Origin of the sequence: Thermoanaerobaculum aquaticum (assembly GCF_000687145.1) — a bacterium.
GTDB lineage: Bacteria > Acidobacteriota > Thermoanaerobaculia > Thermoanaerobaculales > Thermoanaerobaculaceae > Thermoanaerobaculum > Thermoanaerobaculum aquaticum.
The window spans coordinates 124,821-142,014 of the sequence record NZ_JMFG01000002.1; the positions used below are offsets into that span (position 1 = coordinate 124,821).

Consider the following 17,194-nt stretch of genomic DNA (forward strand, 5'->3'; position numbering starts at 1 on the left):
AGCTCAGGCTCCCAGAGCGGCCAGCACCCGGCGGGGGAGGCCACCAAAATCCCCGGAAGACATGGCAATGAAAACGTCCCCCGGCCGCAGCAAGGCCAACACGGTGGGAAGCGGATCGCCCCCGTCTTCCACCACCACCGCGTCCACACCCTTGGCCTTCAGTTGTGCGGCCAGGCGGTGGCGGTCCATTTGCTCTTCCGGTGGCAGCCGGTGGCGGTGGAAGATGGGCGCCAGCACCACCCCATCGGCCAGGGCGAAGGCTTGCTCGTACAGGGGGAAGAGCTCGGCGCGGCCGGCGGTGAGGGAGCGGGGTTCAAAGGCGACCACCAGCCGGCGGCCGGGAAAGCGCTCCCGGGCTCCCTCCAGGGTGAGACCCACGGCGGTGGGGTGGTGGGCAAAGTCGTCAACCACGGTCACACCTCCGGCTTCCCCCACCACCTCCAGCCTTCGGCGCACGCCGGGGAAGGTGGCCAAGGCTCGCTGCAGGGTTTCGGGGGGGATGCCGGCCAGGCGACTCACCGCCGCCACCGCCAGGAGGTTGGCCAGGTTGTGGCGCCCCACCAGCGGAACTTCCAGCTCCCACACGTCACCGTCCAGGGCAACCTCGGCCACCAGGTTACCCTGGCGATGGGAAAAGTGCCGGCAGCGCACCTGGGCTTGGGCGCTTTGTCCGTACCACAGCACCTTTCGGGCGTGGGCCGCCACCTCCCGAGCGCCAGGGTCGTCGGCGTTGGCCACCACCCATCCGTCACCGGTCACCCGCGCCACTCCTGCGCGGAAAGCGGCCAGAATGGCATCCAGGGAGGGGTAGAGATCGGCGTGGTCATACTCCACGTTGTTGACCACGAAGATGTGGGGGAAGTAGTGCAGAAACTTTGGGCCCTTGTCGAAAAACGCGGTGTTGTACTCGTCCCCTTCCACCACCGTCCACGGCGAGTGCCCCAGCCGCCAGGGCTTTCCGCCCCGGGGAACACCGCCAATGAAGGCGGTAGGGTCAAGGCCGGCGTGGGTGAGCACATGGGCCACCAGAGCTGTTGTGGTGGTTTTCCCGTGGGTGCCGGCCACCACCACGGTTTTCCTGTTCTGGCAAAAAAGCTCCCCAAAAAGCGCCGCTTGCGAGGTGTAGGGAAGCCCCCGGGCGAGCACGGCTTGAACTTCGGGGTTGGAAATGGGCACGGCGTTGCCGATGACCACCGCTTTTTCCACCTCAGGGATGTGCGCCGGATCAAAGCCCAAGCGAACCGGAACTGCAAGCTCCGCTAAAAGCTCCGAGGCCGGCGGGTAGAGCGCCGAATCTACCCCGCACACGCGAAAGCCGCTTTCCGAAAGCAGGCCGGCCAGGGCTGCGGTGGCCATCCCCCCAATGGGCAACAGGTAGTAGTGGCACGAATCTCGCATAGAAGTTGCCCGCGCCGGCGGGCTGGAGTACTCTAGCACCCGCTGGCCGAGAAAGGGCAGCATTGGCCCAAGGAGGATGAACATGAAGAGGATCTTGGAAGGCGTGTTGATGTTGGCTTGCGTATTGCCGGCCTGGGCGCAGGCCCCAACCCCCGCTGGGTCTGAGGCCAAAGCAGCCTCGGAAGCCAAGCCGGTGGTCGATTTCCCGGAAAAGATCAAGGATTTCGGGGTGGTGGTGAAGGGCGAGAAGATCCGCGCCACCTTTGAGGTGCGCAACACCGGCACCGCCCCCCTGGAGATCACCCAGGTACGACCCACCTGTGGCTGCACGGTGGCCGATTTTGACCGCACCGTGCCTCCGGGAGGCAAGGGCAAGATCGTGGCCGAGGTGGACACCACCGACTTCACCGGCCCCATTTCAAAGGCGGTGCTGGTGTACACCAACGACCCGGCCATGCCCAGCATGACCCTGGTGGTGAAAGCCGATGTTCAGGCTTTCATTGACGTGGTGCCCCGCAGCTTCGTGCGCTTCAACGTCTTGCAAGGGGAAGCGGCGGAGGAGAAGGTGGTGTTGGTACCGTCCCAACCGGTGGACTTTAAGGTGCTGGGGGTGGAGACCGGTACGGCTCCTGTGACCGCTTCCTTCCGCAAGCTGGAGGGCTCTGAGCTCATCCAGGGCCGCAACCAGCCCCAGTGGGAGGTGAGCTTCAAGGTACCCGCCAACGCTCCCGAGGGCCCCTTCAACCAAAAGGTGACGGTGAAGACCACCGCCGAAAAGGCGCCAAACGTCACGGTAACCCTTACCGGTGTGGTGCGGCCTATCATCCAGGTGGTGCCGCCTACCGTGGATTTGGGAACGGTGCCCAACGACGCTCCGGTGGGCCGGGCGCTCTTGTTGGTCAACAACCGCCAAAACCACGACCTGCAGATCGCCAACGCCAAGGTGGCCAGCGAGCTGTTTACCGTGGAAGTCACCCCCCTTCAGCCGGGTCAGAGGTACCAGGTGGCCGTGACCTTGAAGGCCGGGGCGCCCAAGGGCACCCACAAAACCACCCTGGTGGTGGAAACCAACGACCCCAGCAGGCCGCGGCTGGAAGTGCCGGTGAGCGTGACGGTGCAGTAAGCCCCAACCTTCGCATCAAAAAAAGCGCGCCTTGGCGGCGCGCTTTTTGTTTGCTAACATCGGCCCGCAACCGGGGTGGTTCGAGGGAAGCCGGTGCAAGTCCGGCGCGGCCCCCGCCACTGTAACCGGGGACGGAAGCTCGAAAAGCCACTGGGGCGTGCGGTGGAAGCTGGCGTCCTGGGAAGGCGAGCTTACCGGGTGATCCGGAGCCAGGAGACCTGCCACCCCAAAAAAACGCACGGGAGGTGCACGATGAAAGCCTGGTCTTGTCTCGTCTTAGGTGTTTTCCTTTGTTTGCCCCTGGCGGCGCAGCAACCTACCTTTACCGAAACCGTGGTGGTTACCGCTTCCGGCGAAGAAGAAAACCTGGAATCGGTGGCCGCGGCGGTCACGGTTTTCGATGAGGGGGAGATCTCCCGGAGCTTGGAGACCTCGCTAGCTGCTCTCCTGCGCCGGAGCTCCGGGGTTACGCTTTTGCGCTCGGGGCTGGATGGTGGGGTCACCTCGCTTTTCTCCCGGGGGACCAACTCCACCCATACCCTGGTGCTCTTTGAGGGCATTCGCCTCAACGACCCTTACTTTGGCGGGTACGACTGGAGCTTGCCCCTCACCGCCGGAGTTGGCAAGTTGGAGCTGGTGCGGGGGCCGTACTCCGCCCTTTACGGTGCCGACGCCCTGGGTGGGGTGGTGCAGCTCTTTGCCCCGCAAAGAAGCGGGACCTCATGGCAGATTTTGGGGGAAACCGGCAGCGGCGGCTGGAGCCGGTACCAGGGGGGCGTGAGCGTGGGGAGCCAGTCCTGGGACCTTTCGGTGCAGGCGGTGGAGCGGCAGGGCACCGGCGAGCTGGTTAACGACGACTTCTGGGGCAAGGCTTTGACCTTTTCCGCCGGCTTCCGCCCCCGGGACGGTGCCCGCGTGGGGGTGCTGGTGCGGGCCAGCCGCAGCCGCACGGAAATCCCCTTTTCCGGAGCGCAGGCCACCCCGCACCGCTTTACAGCCGCCGAAGAAACGCTGGTGGGGCTGCCCTGGCGCTTCCGCCTTGGTCCCTCCCTGCAGCTGGAAGGGCACCTGGCCCGGGTGGAGGGGAACCTCACCTTCCGTGACCCCGACGACCCCTGGGGTTACACCGCCGCTGACACCGACAAGGAGAGCTGGCAGGGGCGGTTGGCCCTGCGCGGCCAGCTTGGGCCCCACCGTTGGCAGCTGGGCGGGGAGTGGCGGCAGGACGAGGTAACGGCCGGCTCCAGCTTCGGCCCCGCCCTCACCGACCGCAAGCAAACGGTGCGCTCGCTTTTCCTGCAGGATCGCTGGAGCCTGGGCAGGGGCGGCGAGGTGACCGCCGGGCTGCGCTGGGATCGGGCCGGGGCTTGGGAGGAGCTTTCCCCCCGCGTCACCTGGAGCTTGCCGTGGGCTTCCGGCCGGGTGTGGGTGGCGGCGGGCAAGGGCTTCCGGGCTCCCTCCCTGGGCGAACTGTACTACCCCTACTCCGGAAACCCCACCCTGCAACCCGAGCGCTCCGAAAGTGTGGAATTAGGGGTAACCCAGATGCTGGGCAACGTCATGCTCCAGCTGGTTCCCTTTGCCAACCGCATCACCAATTTGGTGGACTTCGACTACACCACCTGGCGCTTTGCCAACATCGCCGAGTCGCGGCAAAAGGGCGTGGAGCTGAGCCTTGAGCGCCGCCTGCAACATCGCCTTCTGCGCCTTTCCGGCACCTACCTGGAAGCGGAAGACCAAGACGGCTTGCGGCTCTTGCGTCGCCCCCAGTGGTCTGGATCCTTCACGCTGGGGGAAAACTTTGCCTGGGGCCAAGGCGAGGTCAGCCTGGTGTACGTAGGGAGGCGGCCAGATTTGGACCCGGTGAGCTTCGCCCGGGTGCAGCAAGGTGGTTTTTTCACCGCCAACCTCGCCGCCCAGCTCCCGTTGACGGAGCTTTCGGCCCTCACCGTCCGGGTGGAAAACCTTGCCGACCGTTCCTACCAGGAGGTGCGGGGCTACCCGGCCCCGGGTCGCCGGGTGTTTGTGGGCCTCGCTTTGGGTCGCCAGTAAGCGCAGAGAAGGCTTAAAAGACCGGGGCCTCGGCTCAAGCCGAGGCCCTTTGTTTGACCTTTCTCCAAGGCCTTGCTAAACTTGCCGGCCGCCGCGGGCATAGGGCGGCAGTCAAGCGGGTGGAGGCCGCAGCGTGAACCTACCGAACGTATCGTTCCTCTTGGTGGTGGCGTGTTTTTGGCTGGCGTTTTGGGTTGTGAACCGCCAGCTGGTCCGCCCTATCCTCGCCATCCTCGACGAGCGGGAAAAGCGGGTGAACTCTGGCCGGGAGGCTTTTGAACAGGCTAGAGCCGAGCTTGAGCAAGCCCTGGCCGAGCGGGAACGGGAGCTGGCGCAGGTGGCGGCGGAAGCGCAAAAGGAACGCGCCCGCTTGCGGGCGGAAGGGGAGCAAAAGCGGCGGGAAAAGCTGGAAGCGGCCCGGGCCGAAGGGCAGAAGCGCTTGGCGCAGTTCCAAGCTGAGCTGGAGCAGGAAACGCAGCGGGCTCGCCAGGAGCTGGCCAAACACACGCGGGAGCTGGCGCGGGAGCTGGCCCAGCGGCTGTTGGGGAGGGCGCTGGCGTCATGAGGGTTTGGTGGGTTGCCGGGGTTTGGCTAACCGCGCAGGCGGCGGAAGCGGCCGAGGGGGCGGCGGAAACGTTTCTGGGGCTCCCTACGGTCCTTTGGAAAACCGCAAACCTCGTGGTGTTTTTGGGGTTGCTGGCGTGGCTTTTGGCCCGTCCCCTGTCCCGCTTTTTCCACACCCGTCGGGAGGAAATTGCCCGCGATCTGCGGGAAGCTGAGCGGCTGCGGGCGGAAGCGGCGGCCATGCAGCAGCAGATGAGCGCCAAGCTTGCTGCCCTGGAAGGGGAAATGGTGGCCCTGCGGGATCGGCTGCGGCGGGAAGGTGAGGCGGAGCGGGACCGTTTGATCGCAGAGGGGGAACAAGAGGCCGCCAAGTTCCTGCGGCAGGTGGAGGATGAGGCCACCCGGCGGCTTTTGGCGGCCCGCCAGCAGCTGGCCCGGGAAGCGGCGGAAGCGGCGGCAGCGGTGGCCTGGGAAATCCTGGGCAAGGAGCTCACCCCCCAAGATCGGGACCGCATCTTTGAAACCACTCTGGCCCGCCTTTCCCGGGAGGTGCGCGCATGAGCCGGCGTCTGGCCCGTCCCTACGCCCAAGCGCTCTTTTCGGTGGTCAAGCCGGAAGGGGCGGAAGCTCTGAAGGTGGCCAACGAAGCTTTGGCCCGGGCAGCAGCGGCCTTCGCCTCGCTGCCGGATCTGGTGCGGGCCTTTGAGGTTCCCACCCTCTCCCGCCGGCAGAAGTCCGAGCTTTTACACGCGGTGTCCCGGGAGCTGGCGCTTCCCCCCAAGGTCCAACGCCTTCTGGTCGCCATGCAAACCCACTACCGGTTGCGCTACCTGTCGTTGGTGGCCGAGGAGTTTGGGCTTTTGTGCGACCGCTTCTTCGGCGTAGTGCGGGGCAAGGTGCTGGTGCCCACGGTTCTCCGCCCCGAACAGCTTTCAGCGCTGGAGCAAGCGCTGGTGCAGGTGGTGGCAAGCCAGGTGGCGCTGGAGCAGGAGGAAAAGCCGGAGCTTTTGGCGGGGTTTGTGGTGCGCCTTGGAAGCCTCGTGTTTGATGGGTCTTTGAAGCGGCAACTGGAGCTTTTCGTGGAAAAAAGCCTGCCCGGAGGAGGGCGCTATGCAGGTTAAGTTGGGTGAGATTACCGATATCTTGCGCCGGCACTTGGAAGGGGTGGCTACCTCGGTGGAAATGGCCGAGGTGGGGACGGTGGTGTCGGTGGGTGACGGCATTGCCCGGGTCTTTGGCTTGGATCGGGTCATGGCTGGGGAGATGGTCCAGTTCCCCCACGGGGTTTACGGCTTGGCCCTGAACCTGGAAGAAGACTCGGTGGGTTGCGTGTTGCTGGGCGAGTCCAGCGCCATCAAGGAAGGGGACGAGGTACGGCGCACCGGCAAGATCCTTTCCGTGCCGGTGGGCCCCGCTCTTGTGGGCCGGGTGGTCAACCCCCTGGGCGAGCCGTTGGACGGCAAGGGACCCATCACCGCCGCCGAGTACTACCCCGTGGAGCGCATTGCTCCCGGTGTGGTGCGCCGGCAGCCGGTGAAGGAGCCCATGCAAACCGGCATCAAGGCCGTGGACGCCATGATCCCCATTGGCCGCGGGCAACGGGAGCTCATCATTGGCGACCGGCAAACCGGCAAGACCTCTCTGGCGGTGGACACCATCATCAACCAGAAGGGCAAAGGGGTGATTTGCATTTACGTGGCCATTGGCCAAAAGCGCTCCACCGTGGCCCATGTGGTGAAGACCCTAGAAGACTACGGGGCCATGGAGCACACCATCGTGGTGGCGGCCACCGCTTCGGAGCCGGCACCCCTGCAGTACCTGGCCCCGTACGCCGGCTGCGCCATGGGTGAGTACTTCCTCTACAACGGCCAGCACGCCCTGTGCGTGTACGACGACCTCTCCAAACACGCCGCCGCCTACCGGGAGATTTCGCTTTTGCTGCGCCGGCCCCCGGGTCGCGAGGCGTACCCCGGCGATGTGTTTTACCTCCACTCGCGGCTCTTGGAGCGGGCCGCCAAGCTGCGGGATGACCTGGGTGGGGGTTCGCTCACCGCGCTGCCCATCATCGAAACCCAGGCTGGAGACGTTTCCGCTTACATCCCCACCAACGTCATTTCCATTACCGACGGCCAAATCTTCCTGGAAACCGACCTCTTTTACGCTGGCGTGCGGCCAGCGGTGAACGTGGGCATTTCCGTGTCCCGGGTGGGCGGCAACGCGCAAATCAAGGCCATGAAGAAGGTGGCCGGTACCCTGCGCCTGGAGCTGGCCCAGTACCGGGAGCTGGCGGCCTTTGCCCAGTTCGGCTCGGACCTGGACAAGGCCACCCAGAGGCAGCTGGCCCGCGGTGAGCGCCTGGTGGAGCTTTTGAAGCAGGACCTCCACGACACCATGCCGGTGGAGCTGCAGGTGGTTTCGGTGTTTGCGGGAACCCGCGGCTTTTTGGATGGCCTCAAGGTTTCGGCGGTTCGCCCCTTTGAGCGTTACCTCCACGACTTCGTGAAGCTCCACCACCCGCAGGTTCTGGAAACCATCGTGGCCACCGGAAAGCTGGAGGGAGCGGTGGAGGAGGAGCTGCAACAGGCCTGCAAGGACGCGGTGGCGGCGTTCCTGAGGGAGCACCCGGAGGCGGCCCTTGCCTAGCCGGCTGGACCTCCGCCGCCGCATTCGCTCGGTGAAGGCCACCGAGCAAATTACCAAGGCCATGAAGATGGTGGCGGCGGCCCGTCTGCGCCGGTGGCAAAACCGCATCCTGGAGGCAAGGCCCTACGCCGAAGAGCTCTCCCTGGTGCTCCGCCGGGTGGCGGCCAAGGTTTCCGAGCGGAAGCACCCCCTGCTGCAGGTGCGCCCGGAAAACCGCGTGGCGCTGGTGGTGGTCACCGGCGACAAGGGGCTCTGCGGCGCCTTTAACGCCAACGTCTTGCGGGAGGTGGCCGCCATTCTCGAAAGCAAGCGTTTCCCGGAGGTGGAGATCACCCTGGTGGGGCGCAAAGGAGCCGAGTACTTCCGCCACAAGGGCATCCCTCTGGCCTCTGTGCACCTGGACCTCATGGGGCGGCTCACCCCGGAAGGGGCCTACGCCCTGGCCCGGGAGCTGCGGGGCAAGTTTGAGTCAGGGCAGGTGGACGCGGTGTACGTGGTGTACAACCACTTCAAGAGCCTGATCCAGCAGCAGGTGAAGGTGGAGAAGCTCTTGCCCATTGAGCGGGAGCAGCTGGGCGACGGGGATGGCGAGGTGCCCATGCTGTTTGAGCCCACCCCGCAAGCCATCCTCCACGCGCTCTTGCCCCGTAATGTGGAGTTCCAGGTGTGGCGCATGCTTTTGGACTCGGTGGCGGCGGAGCACGCCGCGCGCATGGTGGCCATGGATTCGGCGTCCAAGAACGCCGCGGAAATGATTGACCGCTTGACCCTCACCTACAACCGGGTGCGGCAAGCAACCATTACCAAAGAGCTTATTGAAATCGTGTCCGGTGCAGCAGCACTGGGCGGGCGGTAGGAGAACGCTATGGCAGAACAAGTGGTGGGACGTGTGGTGCAGGTCATCGGTCCGGTGGTGGACGTGGAGTTCCCTGAGGAACACCTGCCCCCCATTTACCAAGCCATCGAGGTGCGGGATAAAAGCGATGCCGGCGAGGTTCGCGTCATTGCCGAGGTGGCCCAGCACCTGGGGGAAAACCGGGTGCGTTGCGTGTCCATGCACCCCACCGACGGCTTGGTGCGGGGCATGAAAGCCTACGACCTCGGGGGCCCCATTTCCATGCCGGTGGGGAAGGAAACCCTGGGCCGGGTGCTCAACGTGGTGGGCGAGCCTGTGGACGAGCGGGGGCCCATCGTTACCAAAGAGCGGTGGCCCATCCACCGGGAGGCCCCTTCCTTTGAGGAGCAGTCCACCACCATCGAGATGTTTGAAACCGGCATCAAGGTCATTGACCTTTTGGAGCCTTACTCGAAGGGTGGCAAAACCGGCCTTTTCGGTGGGGCCGGTGTGGGCAAGACCGTGCTCATCATGGAGCTCATCAACAACGTGGCCCTGCAGCACGGTGGCTACTCGGTGTTTGCCGGCGTTGGCGAGCGCACCCGTGAAGGCAACGACCTGTGGCTGGAAATGCAGGAATCGGGGGTTATTGACCCCAACGATTGGCGCAAGTCCAAGGCCGCGCTCATTTACGGGCAAATGACCGAGCCGCCGGGTGCCCGTTTGCGGGTGGGACTTTCCGGTCTGACCGTAGCCGAGTACTTCCGCGACGTAGAAGAGCAAGACGTGCTGCTGTTTATTGACAACATCTTCCGCTTCACGCAGGCGGGCTCGGAGGTTTCCGCGCTTCTGGGCCGCATGCCTTCGGCGGTGGGGTACCAACCCAACCTGGCCACGGAAATGGGCGAGCTGCAGGAGCGCATCACCTCCACCAAGAAGGGGTCCATCACCTCGGTGCAGGCCATTTACGTGCCGGCCGACGACCTCACCGACCCGGCTCCCGCTACCACCTTTGCCCACCTGGACGCCACCACCGTGCTTTCCCGGCAAATTGCCGAGCTGGGTATTTACCCGGCGGTGGATCCCCTGGCCTCCACCTCCCGCATTTTGGACCCCCACGTGGTGGGGGAGGAGCACTACCGGGTGGCCCGGGAGGTGCAGCGCATCCTGCAGAAGTACAAGGAGCTGCAGGACATTATTGCCATTTTGGGGATTGACGAGCTTTCCGAAGAGGACAAGCTCATCGTGGCGCGGGCCCGCAAGATCCAGCGCTTCCTCTCGCAGCCTTTCCACGTGGCCGAGCAGTTCACGGGTCTCAAAGGGAAGTACGTGCCTATTGCAGAAACCGTGCGTGGTTTTCGCATGATCGTGGAAGGGGAACTGGACCACATCCCCGAACAAGCTTTTTACATGAAAGGCACCATTGATGAGGTTCTGGAGCACGCCGAAAGGCTCAAGGCTGAGGTGGCGTAAATGGCGGAAAAGCTGCACCTAAAGGTGGTCACCCCAACCCGCGTGGTGGTGGACGAGCTGGTGGACGAGGTGCAGCTCCCCGGGATGCTGGGGGTTTTGGGCATTCTTCCAGGACACGCCCCGCTTTTGGCTTCCCTTTCCATCGGTGAGCTTTCCTACCGCAAGGGGGTGCGGGACTACTTCCTGGCCATCCAGTGGGGTTTTGCCGAGGTGAGCGGCGAAGCGGTGACGGTGCTGGCGGAAGTCGCGGAAAAACCCGAGGAAATTGACGTGGAAGCCGCCAAGAAGGCCCGTCGGGAAGCGGAAGAAGCGCTGCGCTTGGCCCCTCCCGAGGAGTTTGCCCACCACAAGACGGTGTTGGATGCCGCAGTCACACGGCTGGCGGTAGCCGCGCGCCGCTAGCGTTTTTGGGCGCGGCGGAGGTGCCGGTGGAAGGCCCGTGGAGCTTTGAGGTTTTCTGGCGCTGGTTGGTCGGTCATCCCAACTGCATCTTGCGGGCCGGAACCCCAGAGGTGGCGGTGTACGACGATGAGGACCTGCACTGGCACTTTGCCGAGGACCCGCAGGAAGGGATGTACCTGGTGCAGGTGCTCCGGGGTAAGCGACCGGTGGCTGAAATCTGGGTGACCCCGGAGCAGGTGAGCTACGTCCAGGGCACCACCGGCGAAAACGAGGAGGAGTTCGTCTTTGAGCTCATCTCGGAAACGGAAAGGGAGCGGTTTGCCGCGTACGTGTTTGTTCTGAGCCACGGCTTCGCTCCCCACGACGATGCCACCCGCCTGCGCATCCACTGAGCCCTGGGTCACCGTTCCCTTAAACCGCTGGGAGCCCCCCCACCCGGTCACCGCCGCGCTTCTAGCGGGCCAGCTCACCACCCCCAAACCAGAAACCGAAAAGGCTTTGCCCCGCTCTCCGGAGCTGGCCTCGGCCTTGGCCCAGCTCAACCGCCGCTGGGGCAACCCGGTGGACGAAGAGCTGAAATCTTGGCTTTCCGGGGCTTCGGTGGTGGTGGCGGGGCAGCAGCCGGGGCTTTGGGGTGGACCGCTTTTGAGCCTGGTGAAAGCCTGCGCGGTGGCGGCGGAGGTGGCCCGCTTGCGGGAGGCCGGCCAGCCGGCGGTGGGCTTTTTTTGGTTGGAAACCCGGGACGACGACCTGCCGGAAATGGGCTGGGGTCGGGTGGTGGTGGGCGGCCAGCTTCTGGAAGCCCGGGAGAGCTGGACCCGGGGGGAGGCCTGCGGCTTTGCCGCCGTGCTTTCCCCGCTTTCTTCGGAGCGGCTACAGGAGATCCCCCAAGATGCGCTTCCCCCTGGCGGCCTTGAGGCTTTCACCGTGGCCCGGGAGTGCTTTGCCCCGGGGCAGCGCCTGGGGGAGGCCTGCGGCCTCTTTTTTGCCCGCCTTTTGCGGGGCCTGGGGCTCGTGCTTGTGGATGCCAGCTTGCCGGAGCTTGCCCAGGCGTCCGCCTGGGCGGCCCAGAAAATCCTGGAAAAGCTCGAAGAGGCCTGGGGTTGCCTGGAGCACCGCGCCCGGGAGCTTGCCGGCCAAGGGCTTCCCCTTCCCCTGCGGCTGCGCCAGGACCTTTTGCCCTTTTTCCGGCTGGAGCAGGGTCGGCGCCGAAGGCTTGCGGCAAAAAGCGCTTTCCGGCGGCTTTCGGAGCTGGCCCATCACCCCGAAGGGCTCGCCCCCAACGTTTGGCTCCGCCCGCTTTTGCAGGACGCCGCCCTGGGCACCACCACCGCCATCCTCGGAAGCTCCGAGCTGGCCTACCACTGGCAAGCCCAGGACCTCTGGGAGCTTGCGGGCGTTCCCCAACCGCGCTGGCAGCTGCGTCCGCATATCACGGTGGTGGGTCCGGCGGAACGCCGGTGGGCGGAAAAGCTTGGGGTTGCCCCTGAGGAGCTGCTTTCCCCTCGCTTGCCCCGGAGGCTCTTACGGGCTTCCGGGCTGGTGAGGGATTGGGAGCGGCTTACCCACAAGTGGCTAGCCGACCTCCAGCGCTTTGCCGAAAAAGCGCGCGCCGAGCAGCCGAACCTCACCGGCGATTTGGAGGCCACGCAGAAGAAGCTCATGGGAAGCTTCTCCTGGCTGGCCCACCGTCTGGAAACCCGAGCGGAGGAAAGGCTCCAACTGGAGCACCAGCGGTTTTTCCGCCTGCGCCAGTCCCTGCGGCCTGCGGGTCACCCGCAAGAACGCGCCCTTTCGGTACTTTCCCCGCTGCTTGCTTTGGGTATGGACTTCCCGATCAGGCTGGTAGAGGCCCTCAAGGCCCTGCCCCCGGACCCCAGCCCCATGCACCTTTTGTTTTGGAACCCCGGTGGCCCCTGGTGATTGCCGGACGGGAGGCCGTCACGGGCGCGCTGGTTGCCGGAAAGCTTTCACAAGACAGCGAAAAAGCAGACAAACCCGTCAGGGAAGCTCCACCGCTTGCCTTTTCTCCCGGTGGTCGTGCTTAAAGGCTCCCCACTCCACGGCTTTGTGGTGGTCCTGTCCGTCGTGGCAGCGGTTGCACATCCCCGGGGCGGGCAAAACCAAACCGGCAGCCACCGACTTTTCCCGGTGCATCATCACCGGAATGGGCCAGTACTGCGATCCCGGTCCGTGGCAGGCCTCGCACTGCACGCCTTCCAGCGAGCCGTCGGGGGTGGTGGCGTGACAAGAAAGGCAGCTGGCCGCAAACCCCGGCGCTCCTTTTGCAGTTTTGGTGGCCTCGGCATGGGCCGATTGGCTCCAGGTTTCAAACTCCGGGCGATGGCAGGGCTTGCACTTTTCCACCCCCACAAACGTTGGCCCTTGCGCCGCCATAGCCGCTGCCAGGAGTGACGAAACTACAAAGCAGAAGGCGATTCGTCTCATGAGTGCGAAGTTTACACCATCCCGGCCGATCTTGCTTGCCCAGAAGAGCAACAGCGGGTGTCTGCTAGTCTTTCCCGGTGGTGGAAGGACACGCGGAGCTGGTGGTTTTTGCCGCCCACCCGGACGATGCGGAGCTGGCCTGCGCCGGGACGCTGGCGGCTTTTGTCCACGGCGGGGGTAGAGCAGCCATCGTGGATTTGACCGCCGGTGAGCGAGCCTCCCGGGGCACCGTGGAACTGCGCCGCCAGGAGGCGGAAGCCGCCGCCCGGGTTTTGGGGGCTTCGCGCCTTTGTCTGGAGCTCCCGGACGCGGGCCTTTCGGGCAGCTCGGGTGAGCAAAGGGCAGCAGTGGTGAAAACTTTGCGTGCCCTCAAACCCGCCTTCGTGCTTTTGCCCCACCCCCACGACCCCCACCCCGACCACCGGGAGGCCAGCGTGTTGGTGCAAGCTGCCGCTTTTCTGGCGGGGGTGCGGGGGTTTCTTCCCGAGCTTGGGGAGCCCCACCGGACCCAGCTTCTCCTGGCCTACCCCGGCCCGCGGCAGGCGGGGGAGCCCACGCTGGTGGTGGAGGTTACCGCCCACTACCCGCAAAAGCGGAAAGCGCTGGCTTGCTACCGCTCGCAGTTTGCTCCCGGGGAAGGACACCCCACGCAGCTAGCCAGCGGGTTTTTCCTGGAGGCCATGGAAGGGCGGGATCGGGCCTTTGGCAACCTCATCGGTGTGCCTTGGGCTGAGGGCTTTTTTGCCCTGGGCCCGCTTTCCGGCAAGGCTCTAGGTGCTTTTCTGAAGGGAGTGCTATGCGCATCGGCGTGACCTGTTACCCCACCGTGGGTGGCTCCGGGGTGGTGGCCACCGAGCTGGGTTTGGCCATGGCCCGCCGCGGCCATCAGGTGCACTTCATCTGCTACGCCCTGCCTTACCGGCTGGGACGGGTGCCAGCGGGGGTGACGTTCCATGAGGTGACCTTCCCTTCCTACCCGCTTTTCCAGCACCCCCCTTACTCTCTGGCTTTAGCCTCCCACATGGCAGATGTGGCAGCCCACCACGGTTTGGAGCTGCTGCACGTGCACTACGCCATCCCCCACGCAGTTTCCGCGCTTTTGGCCAAGGAAATCATGGGGGGCGGACCCAAGCTGGTGGTCACCTTGCACGGGACCGACATTACCGTGGTTGGCGCCGATCCGGCCTTTTTGCCGGTGGTGCGGTGGGCTTTGGACAAGGCCGATGCGGTGACCGCAGTTTCCCAAGCCCTGGCCCAGGAAACCCGAGAGGTCATCGGCACCCGCAGGGAAATTCAGGTCATCCCCAATTTCGTGGACCTCTCCCGCTGCGATCCCAGCTTGCAGGCTGCCTACCGAAGGCGCCTTTCCCCCGACGGCGCGCCGGTTTTGGTGCACGCCTCCAACTTCCGACCGGTCAAGAGGGTTCTGGATGTGGTGGAGGTCTTCCGCAGGGTGCATGAAAAGCTCCCCTGCCACCTGGCGATGATTGGCGATGGTCCCGATCGCCCTGCCGCCGAGCGGGCGGTGCGCGAAGCGGGGCTGGCCCCCTGGGTGGACTTTTTGGGCAACGTTTCGCCGGTGGAGGGTGCCCTGGGCGCCGGCGATGTGTTCTTGCTCCCCTCCGAACAGGAGTCCTTCGGTTTGGCTGCCCTGGAGGCCATGGCCTGCGGCGTGCCGGTGGTGGCCACCGGGGTGGGGGGGCTTCCCGAGCTGGTTACCCCCGGAAGCGGCGGCTTCCTGTTCCCGGTGGGTGACGTGGAGGGCATGGCGGCCCAGGTCACCGCGCTTTTGCAAGACCCCCAGGAGCTACTTAAACAAAAGCGGTTGGCGCGGGAAAGGGCGGAGCAGTTTTCCCAGGAAAAGGTGGTGGACGCCTACGAGGCACTTTACCGGCAGCTCCTCTCTTTGCCTTGACTTTCGTTAACTAGAGGTGGAGACTAAATCCAGCCACAAGGGTATGCCCCTGGCAAGGAGGGAATATGGCGAGCGTTCCGCAAACTGCGCCCAGCAAGGCTGATTTGGGAAAAAGATTCATTGCCGCCATCATTGACGGCATCCTGGCGGCCGGTGTGAGCTTCATCCCCATCGTCGGTGGGATCATCGGTGGGCTTTACATCTTGCTTCGCGATGGCTTGGAGTTGGATTTCATGGACCGGAGGTCCATCGGCAAGAAGCTCATCAAGCTGCGGCCGGTACGGTTGGATGGCCAGCCCATGGATCCCGTGACCTCGGCCAAGCGGAACCTGCCGCTGGCGGTGGGCGCCGTTGGCACGATCTTTTGGATTATCCCCTTCTTGGGTTGGATCGTGGCCATTCTTTTTGGGCTGGTGGGTCTGGTGATTGGAATCATCGAGCTGGTGCTGGTCCTTACCGACGCCGAAGGCCGACGCATGGGCGACAAGCTGGCGGGGACCAAGGTCATCGAGGTGGCGGAATAAAAAAGCGGGCCAGCTGGCCCGCTTTTTTTCCGTTGCCCTCGCGCCTTTACGGCGAAACCCAACCAGCTCGCCAAGCCTGGGTCAGGCCGGTGCAGTTGGTCCAACCGGGAGCGGCGAACGTCACGTTTCCCTGCACCAAACCGCTGGCGGTGCCGTTGCTGGCCACTTGGCCGGTCACCGACCACACCACCGTGAGGACCTTCGTGCTGTTGTCGTTGTAGTCTTGGGTGAAAGCGAGAGAAAAGGCGCCGTTGCTGTCGAGCTCAACTGCCGTGGTATTAGGCCCAAAGTCCAGCGTGTAGGGAACACCGCCGCAATCCACCAGGCCGTTGGCGTAAAAGCCGCTCACCCCTTGGGAGACCAAAGAAAACCTTAATCCGCCGGTAGTCGTTCCGGTCTCCAGAAAAGCCCCAGCAAAAAGCCCTTGGCCGCGATCCACAAGCGCTGGGGTGCGCATTTCAATGGTGGAGGGATCGTTGCTGCCGTTGTCCAGGCGGGAGCCAAAAACCAACACCCTGCCGCTGCCGGAAACCACGGTAAAGCGCAAGCGGCGGTTGTTTCCGCCGCCACCCAGCTCGTTGAGGATGCTGCCCTTTTGCACCACCGCGTAAGGCTTGACGGTGTACGTCCTGCTGTTGAGCACGGTGCCGTTACCGTCCACCACCTCCACCCGCAGCGAGCACTCGTTGCCGGTGACCTCCACCCAACCCACGTTGGTGCGGAAGCTGGAGCTTTCTTCGGCACCCGGAAGATCGGTGGTTTGGTTGGCACCAATAGCCGCGGTGCTGGGCAACCCGGCAAAGAACTGACCGGTACTGCCGGTCTTGTTGCCCTCGTTGGTGACGATGGTAAGGCCCGCGGAGTAAATCCTGGAGGTGACCAGCACTTCCCGGTCGGCAACGATCCGCAAGGCCCCAAAGGCGCTGTCCTTCCCAAAAAGCTCCTTGATGATGTCCACGAACTCCCGGGTTTCTCCCGGATTCACCGTGATCCTCCGGGATTCCGGTGGCCAGCTGTTGCCTTGCTCCGAGCGGGGAAGGAAATAAATGTCAACAGTAGCTGCGGCGCTTCCCAAGGGCAGAGAGATCCACACATCGGTGCGCCACTGGGAACCAAACTGCCCAGGGCCATGCCCCACCGAGGGGATCCAAACATCGGTGCCAGGGCTCACACCCCAAGCCACTGCCGCTGCTGCAACCGCCAAAAAAAACCCTACGATTCGCTTTCCCATGGATGCCTCCGTCTCTTCTAACAGACGCATATTACGAGCGAAGGTGGACAGGCTGCAAGTGACGGGGCTCACGGCTGCAAGAGCTCACGCCGCTTCCCCAGGGCTATGGCCAAGACCCAAGCACGCAAGGCTTTGTTTTTTTTGCGGGTGAGGAAAGAGGGTTGGTGCCGAAGGCCGGACTCGAACCGGCACGGCTTGCGCCACACGCCCCTCAAACGTGCGCGTCTACCAGTTCCGCCACTTCGGCACGCTGGGCAGGCATCTTACTTGCTCGGCTCGGGCGCTGCAGGGGCGGGGGTGGTTTGAGCGGCCGGTGCCTTGCCGCCCGCAAGCTCCTTCACCACCGACCGGCCTCGCTGCCCGGAAAGCACCGCCAAGCCAATGCACAAAGCCACGAAAAGCACAAACGACCCGGTGGTGAGCTTGTGAAGGAGGGTTGTGGAGCCGCGGGGACCAAAGGCTACCTGCGAGCCGGCACCACCGAAGGCCGCCGCCACATCGGAGCCCTTGCCCTGCTGCAGCAACACCACAAGGATCAGAAAGAGACAAACCACCACGTAAAGGATCAGTAGCAGCGTGTACACAA

Annotated in this window: 18 protein-coding genes, 1 tRNA gene and 1 riboswitch; of the genes, 14 read left to right on the plus strand and 5 right to left on the minus strand. The window is 64.5% G+C overall.

Translation table 11 applies throughout. The annotated features are described in order from the left end of the window. Positions 1-3: 3 nt before the first annotated feature. Entirely contained in the window at positions 4-1,482 is a 1,479-nt protein-coding gene (locus EG19_RS00750) for a UDP-N-acetylmuramate--L-alanine ligase (protein WP_053334710.1), read from the minus strand. On the opposite strand from EG19_RS00750, the gene EG19_RS12135 reads away from it, so the two are divergent. The 11 genes from EG19_RS12135 to bshC all read left to right on the plus strand — a co-directional run bounded on the left by EG19_RS12135 (position 1,481) and on the right by bshC (position 12,413). Continuing rightward, the gene (locus tag EG19_RS12135) at positions 1,481-2,521 is read left to right on the plus strand and encodes a DUF1573 domain-containing protein (protein WP_053334711.1); all 1,041 of its coding nucleotides are present in this window, start codon (positions 1,481-1,483) and stop codon (positions 2,519-2,521) included. The genes EG19_RS00750 and EG19_RS12135 overlap by 2 nt on opposite strands. Positions 2,522-2,564: 43 nt before the next feature. Further along, positions 2,565-2,761: riboswitch (cobalamin riboswitch) on the plus strand. Between the two features lie 12 nt (positions 2,762-2,773). After that, positions 2,774-4,573, plus strand: coding sequence for a TonB-dependent receptor plug domain-containing protein (locus EG19_RS00765; RefSeq protein ID WP_038046325.1), 1,800 nt, complete (start codon positions 2,774-2,776; stop codon positions 4,571-4,573). A gap of 133 nt (positions 4,574-4,706) precedes the next feature. Then, the gene (locus EG19_RS00770; protein WP_081799802.1) at positions 4,707-5,138 is read left to right on the plus strand and encodes a F0F1 ATP synthase subunit B family protein; all 432 of its coding nucleotides are present in this window, start codon (positions 4,707-4,709) and stop codon (positions 5,136-5,138) included. Beyond that, a complete protein-coding gene (locus tag EG19_RS00775) occupies positions 5,135-5,698 on the plus strand; it encodes a F0F1 ATP synthase subunit B family protein (RefSeq protein ID WP_038046328.1) in 564 nt (187 codons plus the stop codon). The genes EG19_RS00770 and EG19_RS00775 overlap by 4 nt, the downstream gene beginning before the upstream one ends. Then, the gene (gene atpH / locus EG19_RS00780) at positions 5,695-6,258 is read left to right on the plus strand and encodes an ATP synthase F1 subunit delta (protein ID WP_038046330.1); all 564 of its coding nucleotides are present in this window, start codon (positions 5,695-5,697) and stop codon (positions 6,256-6,258) included. The genes EG19_RS00775 and atpH overlap by 4 nt, the downstream gene beginning before the upstream one ends. Next, entirely contained in the window at positions 6,248-7,780 is a 1,533-nt protein-coding gene (gene atpA, locus EG19_RS00785) for a F0F1 ATP synthase subunit alpha (RefSeq protein ID WP_038046332.1), read from the plus strand. The genes atpH and atpA overlap by 11 nt, the downstream gene beginning before the upstream one ends. Then, positions 7,773-8,636: an ATP synthase F1 subunit gamma gene (gene atpG, locus EG19_RS00790; RefSeq protein ID WP_038046334.1), complete on the plus strand. Its 864-nt coding sequence runs from the start codon at positions 7,773-7,775 to the stop codon at positions 8,634-8,636. Before atpA ends, atpG begins: the two co-directional genes overlap by 8 nt. Positions 8,637-8,645: 9 nt before the next feature. Further along, positions 8,646-10,088 (plus strand): F0F1 ATP synthase subunit beta, encoded by a 1,443-nt coding sequence (atpD, locus tag EG19_RS00795; protein ID WP_038046336.1) that lies wholly within the window; start codon positions 8,646-8,648, stop codon positions 10,086-10,088. Continuing rightward, positions 10,089-10,490, plus strand: coding sequence for a F0F1 ATP synthase subunit epsilon (locus EG19_RS00800; protein WP_038046338.1), 402 nt, complete (start codon positions 10,089-10,091; stop codon positions 10,488-10,490). A gap of 26 nt (positions 10,491-10,516) precedes the next feature. Next, positions 10,517-10,882 (plus strand): hypothetical protein, encoded by a 366-nt coding sequence (locus EG19_RS00805; protein ID WP_200867089.1) that lies wholly within the window; start codon positions 10,517-10,519, stop codon positions 10,880-10,882. Then, positions 10,857-12,413, plus strand: a complete 1,557-nt coding sequence (gene bshC, locus EG19_RS00810; protein ID WP_038046340.1) for a bacillithiol biosynthesis protein BshC — start codon at positions 10,857-10,859, stop codon at positions 12,411-12,413. The genes EG19_RS00805 and bshC overlap by 26 nt, the downstream gene beginning before the upstream one ends. 78 nt (positions 12,414-12,491) lie before the next feature. Here the strand turns inward: bshC and EG19_RS00815 are convergent, their stop codons facing one another. After that, positions 12,492-12,938, minus strand: coding sequence for a multiheme c-type cytochrome (locus tag EG19_RS00815; RefSeq protein WP_152543830.1), 447 nt, complete (start codon positions 12,936-12,938; stop codon positions 12,492-12,494). A gap of 77 nt (positions 12,939-13,015) precedes the next feature. Here EG19_RS00815 and bshB1 point away from each other — a divergent pair, with 77 nt between their 5' ends. From bshB1 to EG19_RS00830, 3 genes are all read left to right on the plus strand, one after another. Next, positions 13,016-13,750, plus strand: coding sequence for a bacillithiol biosynthesis deacetylase BshB1 (gene bshB1, locus EG19_RS00820; protein WP_053334713.1), 735 nt, complete (start codon positions 13,016-13,018; stop codon positions 13,748-13,750). Further along, the gene (bshA, locus tag EG19_RS00825; protein ID WP_038046342.1) at positions 13,735-14,853 is read left to right on the plus strand and encodes an N-acetyl-alpha-D-glucosaminyl L-malate synthase BshA; all 1,119 of its coding nucleotides are present in this window, start codon (positions 13,735-13,737) and stop codon (positions 14,851-14,853) included. Before bshB1 ends, bshA begins: the two co-directional genes overlap by 16 nt. Before the next feature lie 65 nt (positions 14,854-14,918). Further along, positions 14,919-15,377 carry an RDD family protein gene (locus EG19_RS00830; RefSeq protein WP_038046344.1) on the plus strand — a complete coding sequence of 153 codons (459 nt, stop codon included), beginning with the start codon at positions 14,919-14,921 and terminating at the stop codon, positions 15,375-15,377. A gap of 46 nt (positions 15,378-15,423) precedes the next feature. On the opposite strand, the gene EG19_RS00835 is transcribed toward EG19_RS00830, so the two are convergent. The 3 genes from EG19_RS00835 to secG all read right to left on the minus strand — a co-directional run bounded on the left by EG19_RS00835 (position 15,424) and on the right by secG (position 17,192). After that, positions 15,424-16,608 carry a hypothetical protein gene (locus EG19_RS00835; protein WP_038046346.1) on the minus strand — a complete coding sequence of 395 codons (1,185 nt, stop codon included), beginning with the start codon at positions 16,606-16,608 and terminating at the stop codon, positions 15,424-15,426. 162 nt (positions 16,609-16,770) lie between these two features. After that, positions 16,771-16,855, minus strand: a tRNA-Leu gene (locus EG19_RS00840). A gap of 16 nt (positions 16,856-16,871) precedes the next feature. Further along, on the minus strand, positions 16,872-17,192 hold the full coding sequence (gene secG, locus EG19_RS00845; RefSeq protein WP_038046348.1) for a preprotein translocase subunit SecG: 321 nt from the start codon (positions 17,190-17,192) through the stop codon (positions 16,872-16,874). Between the last annotated feature and the right edge of the window lie 2 nt (positions 17,193-17,194).

What these genes read in the sequence shown, in the direction of transcription:
- EG19_RS12135 (WP_053334711.1), top strand. Translation starts at nt 1,481, where the DNA reads ATGAAGAGGATCTTGGAAGGCGTGTTGATGTTGGCTTGCGTATTGCCG.
- EG19_RS00750 (WP_053334710.1), bottom strand. Translation starts at nt 1,482, where the DNA reads ATGTTCATCCTCCTTGGGCCAATGCTGCCCTTTCTCGGCCAGCGGGTG.
- EG19_RS00765 (WP_038046325.1), top strand. Translation starts at nt 2,774, where the DNA reads ATGAAAGCCTGGTCTTGTCTCGTCTTAGGTGTTTTCCTTTGTTTGCCC.
- EG19_RS00775 (WP_038046328.1), top strand. Translation starts at nt 5,135, where the DNA reads ATGAGGGTTTGGTGGGTTGCCGGGGTTTGGCTAACCGCGCAGGCGGCG.
- atpH (WP_038046330.1), top strand. Translation starts at nt 5,695, where the DNA reads ATGAGCCGGCGTCTGGCCCGTCCCTACGCCCAAGCGCTCTTTTCGGTG.
- atpA (WP_038046332.1), top strand. Translation starts at nt 6,248, where the DNA reads ATGCAGGTTAAGTTGGGTGAGATTACCGATATCTTGCGCCGGCACTTG.
- atpD (WP_038046336.1), top strand. Translation starts at nt 8,646, where the DNA reads ATGGCAGAACAAGTGGTGGGACGTGTGGTGCAGGTCATCGGTCCGGTG.
- EG19_RS00800 (WP_038046338.1), top strand. Translation starts at nt 10,089, where the DNA reads ATGGCGGAAAAGCTGCACCTAAAGGTGGTCACCCCAACCCGCGTGGTG.
- bshC (WP_038046340.1), top strand. Translation starts at nt 10,857, where the DNA reads ATGCCACCCGCCTGCGCATCCACTGAGCCCTGGGTCACCGTTCCCTTA.
- EG19_RS00815 (WP_152543830.1), bottom strand. Translation starts at nt 12,938, where the DNA reads ATGAGACGAATCGCCTTCTGCTTTGTAGTTTCGTCACTCCTGGCAGCG.
- bshA (WP_038046342.1), top strand. Translation starts at nt 13,735, where the DNA reads ATGCGCATCGGCGTGACCTGTTACCCCACCGTGGGTGGCTCCGGGGTG.
- EG19_RS00830 (WP_038046344.1), top strand. Translation starts at nt 14,919, where the DNA reads ATGGCGAGCGTTCCGCAAACTGCGCCCAGCAAGGCTGATTTGGGAAAA.
- EG19_RS00835 (WP_038046346.1), bottom strand. Translation starts at nt 16,608, where the DNA reads ATGGGAAAGCGAATCGTAGGGTTTTTTTTGGCGGTTGCAGCAGCGGCA.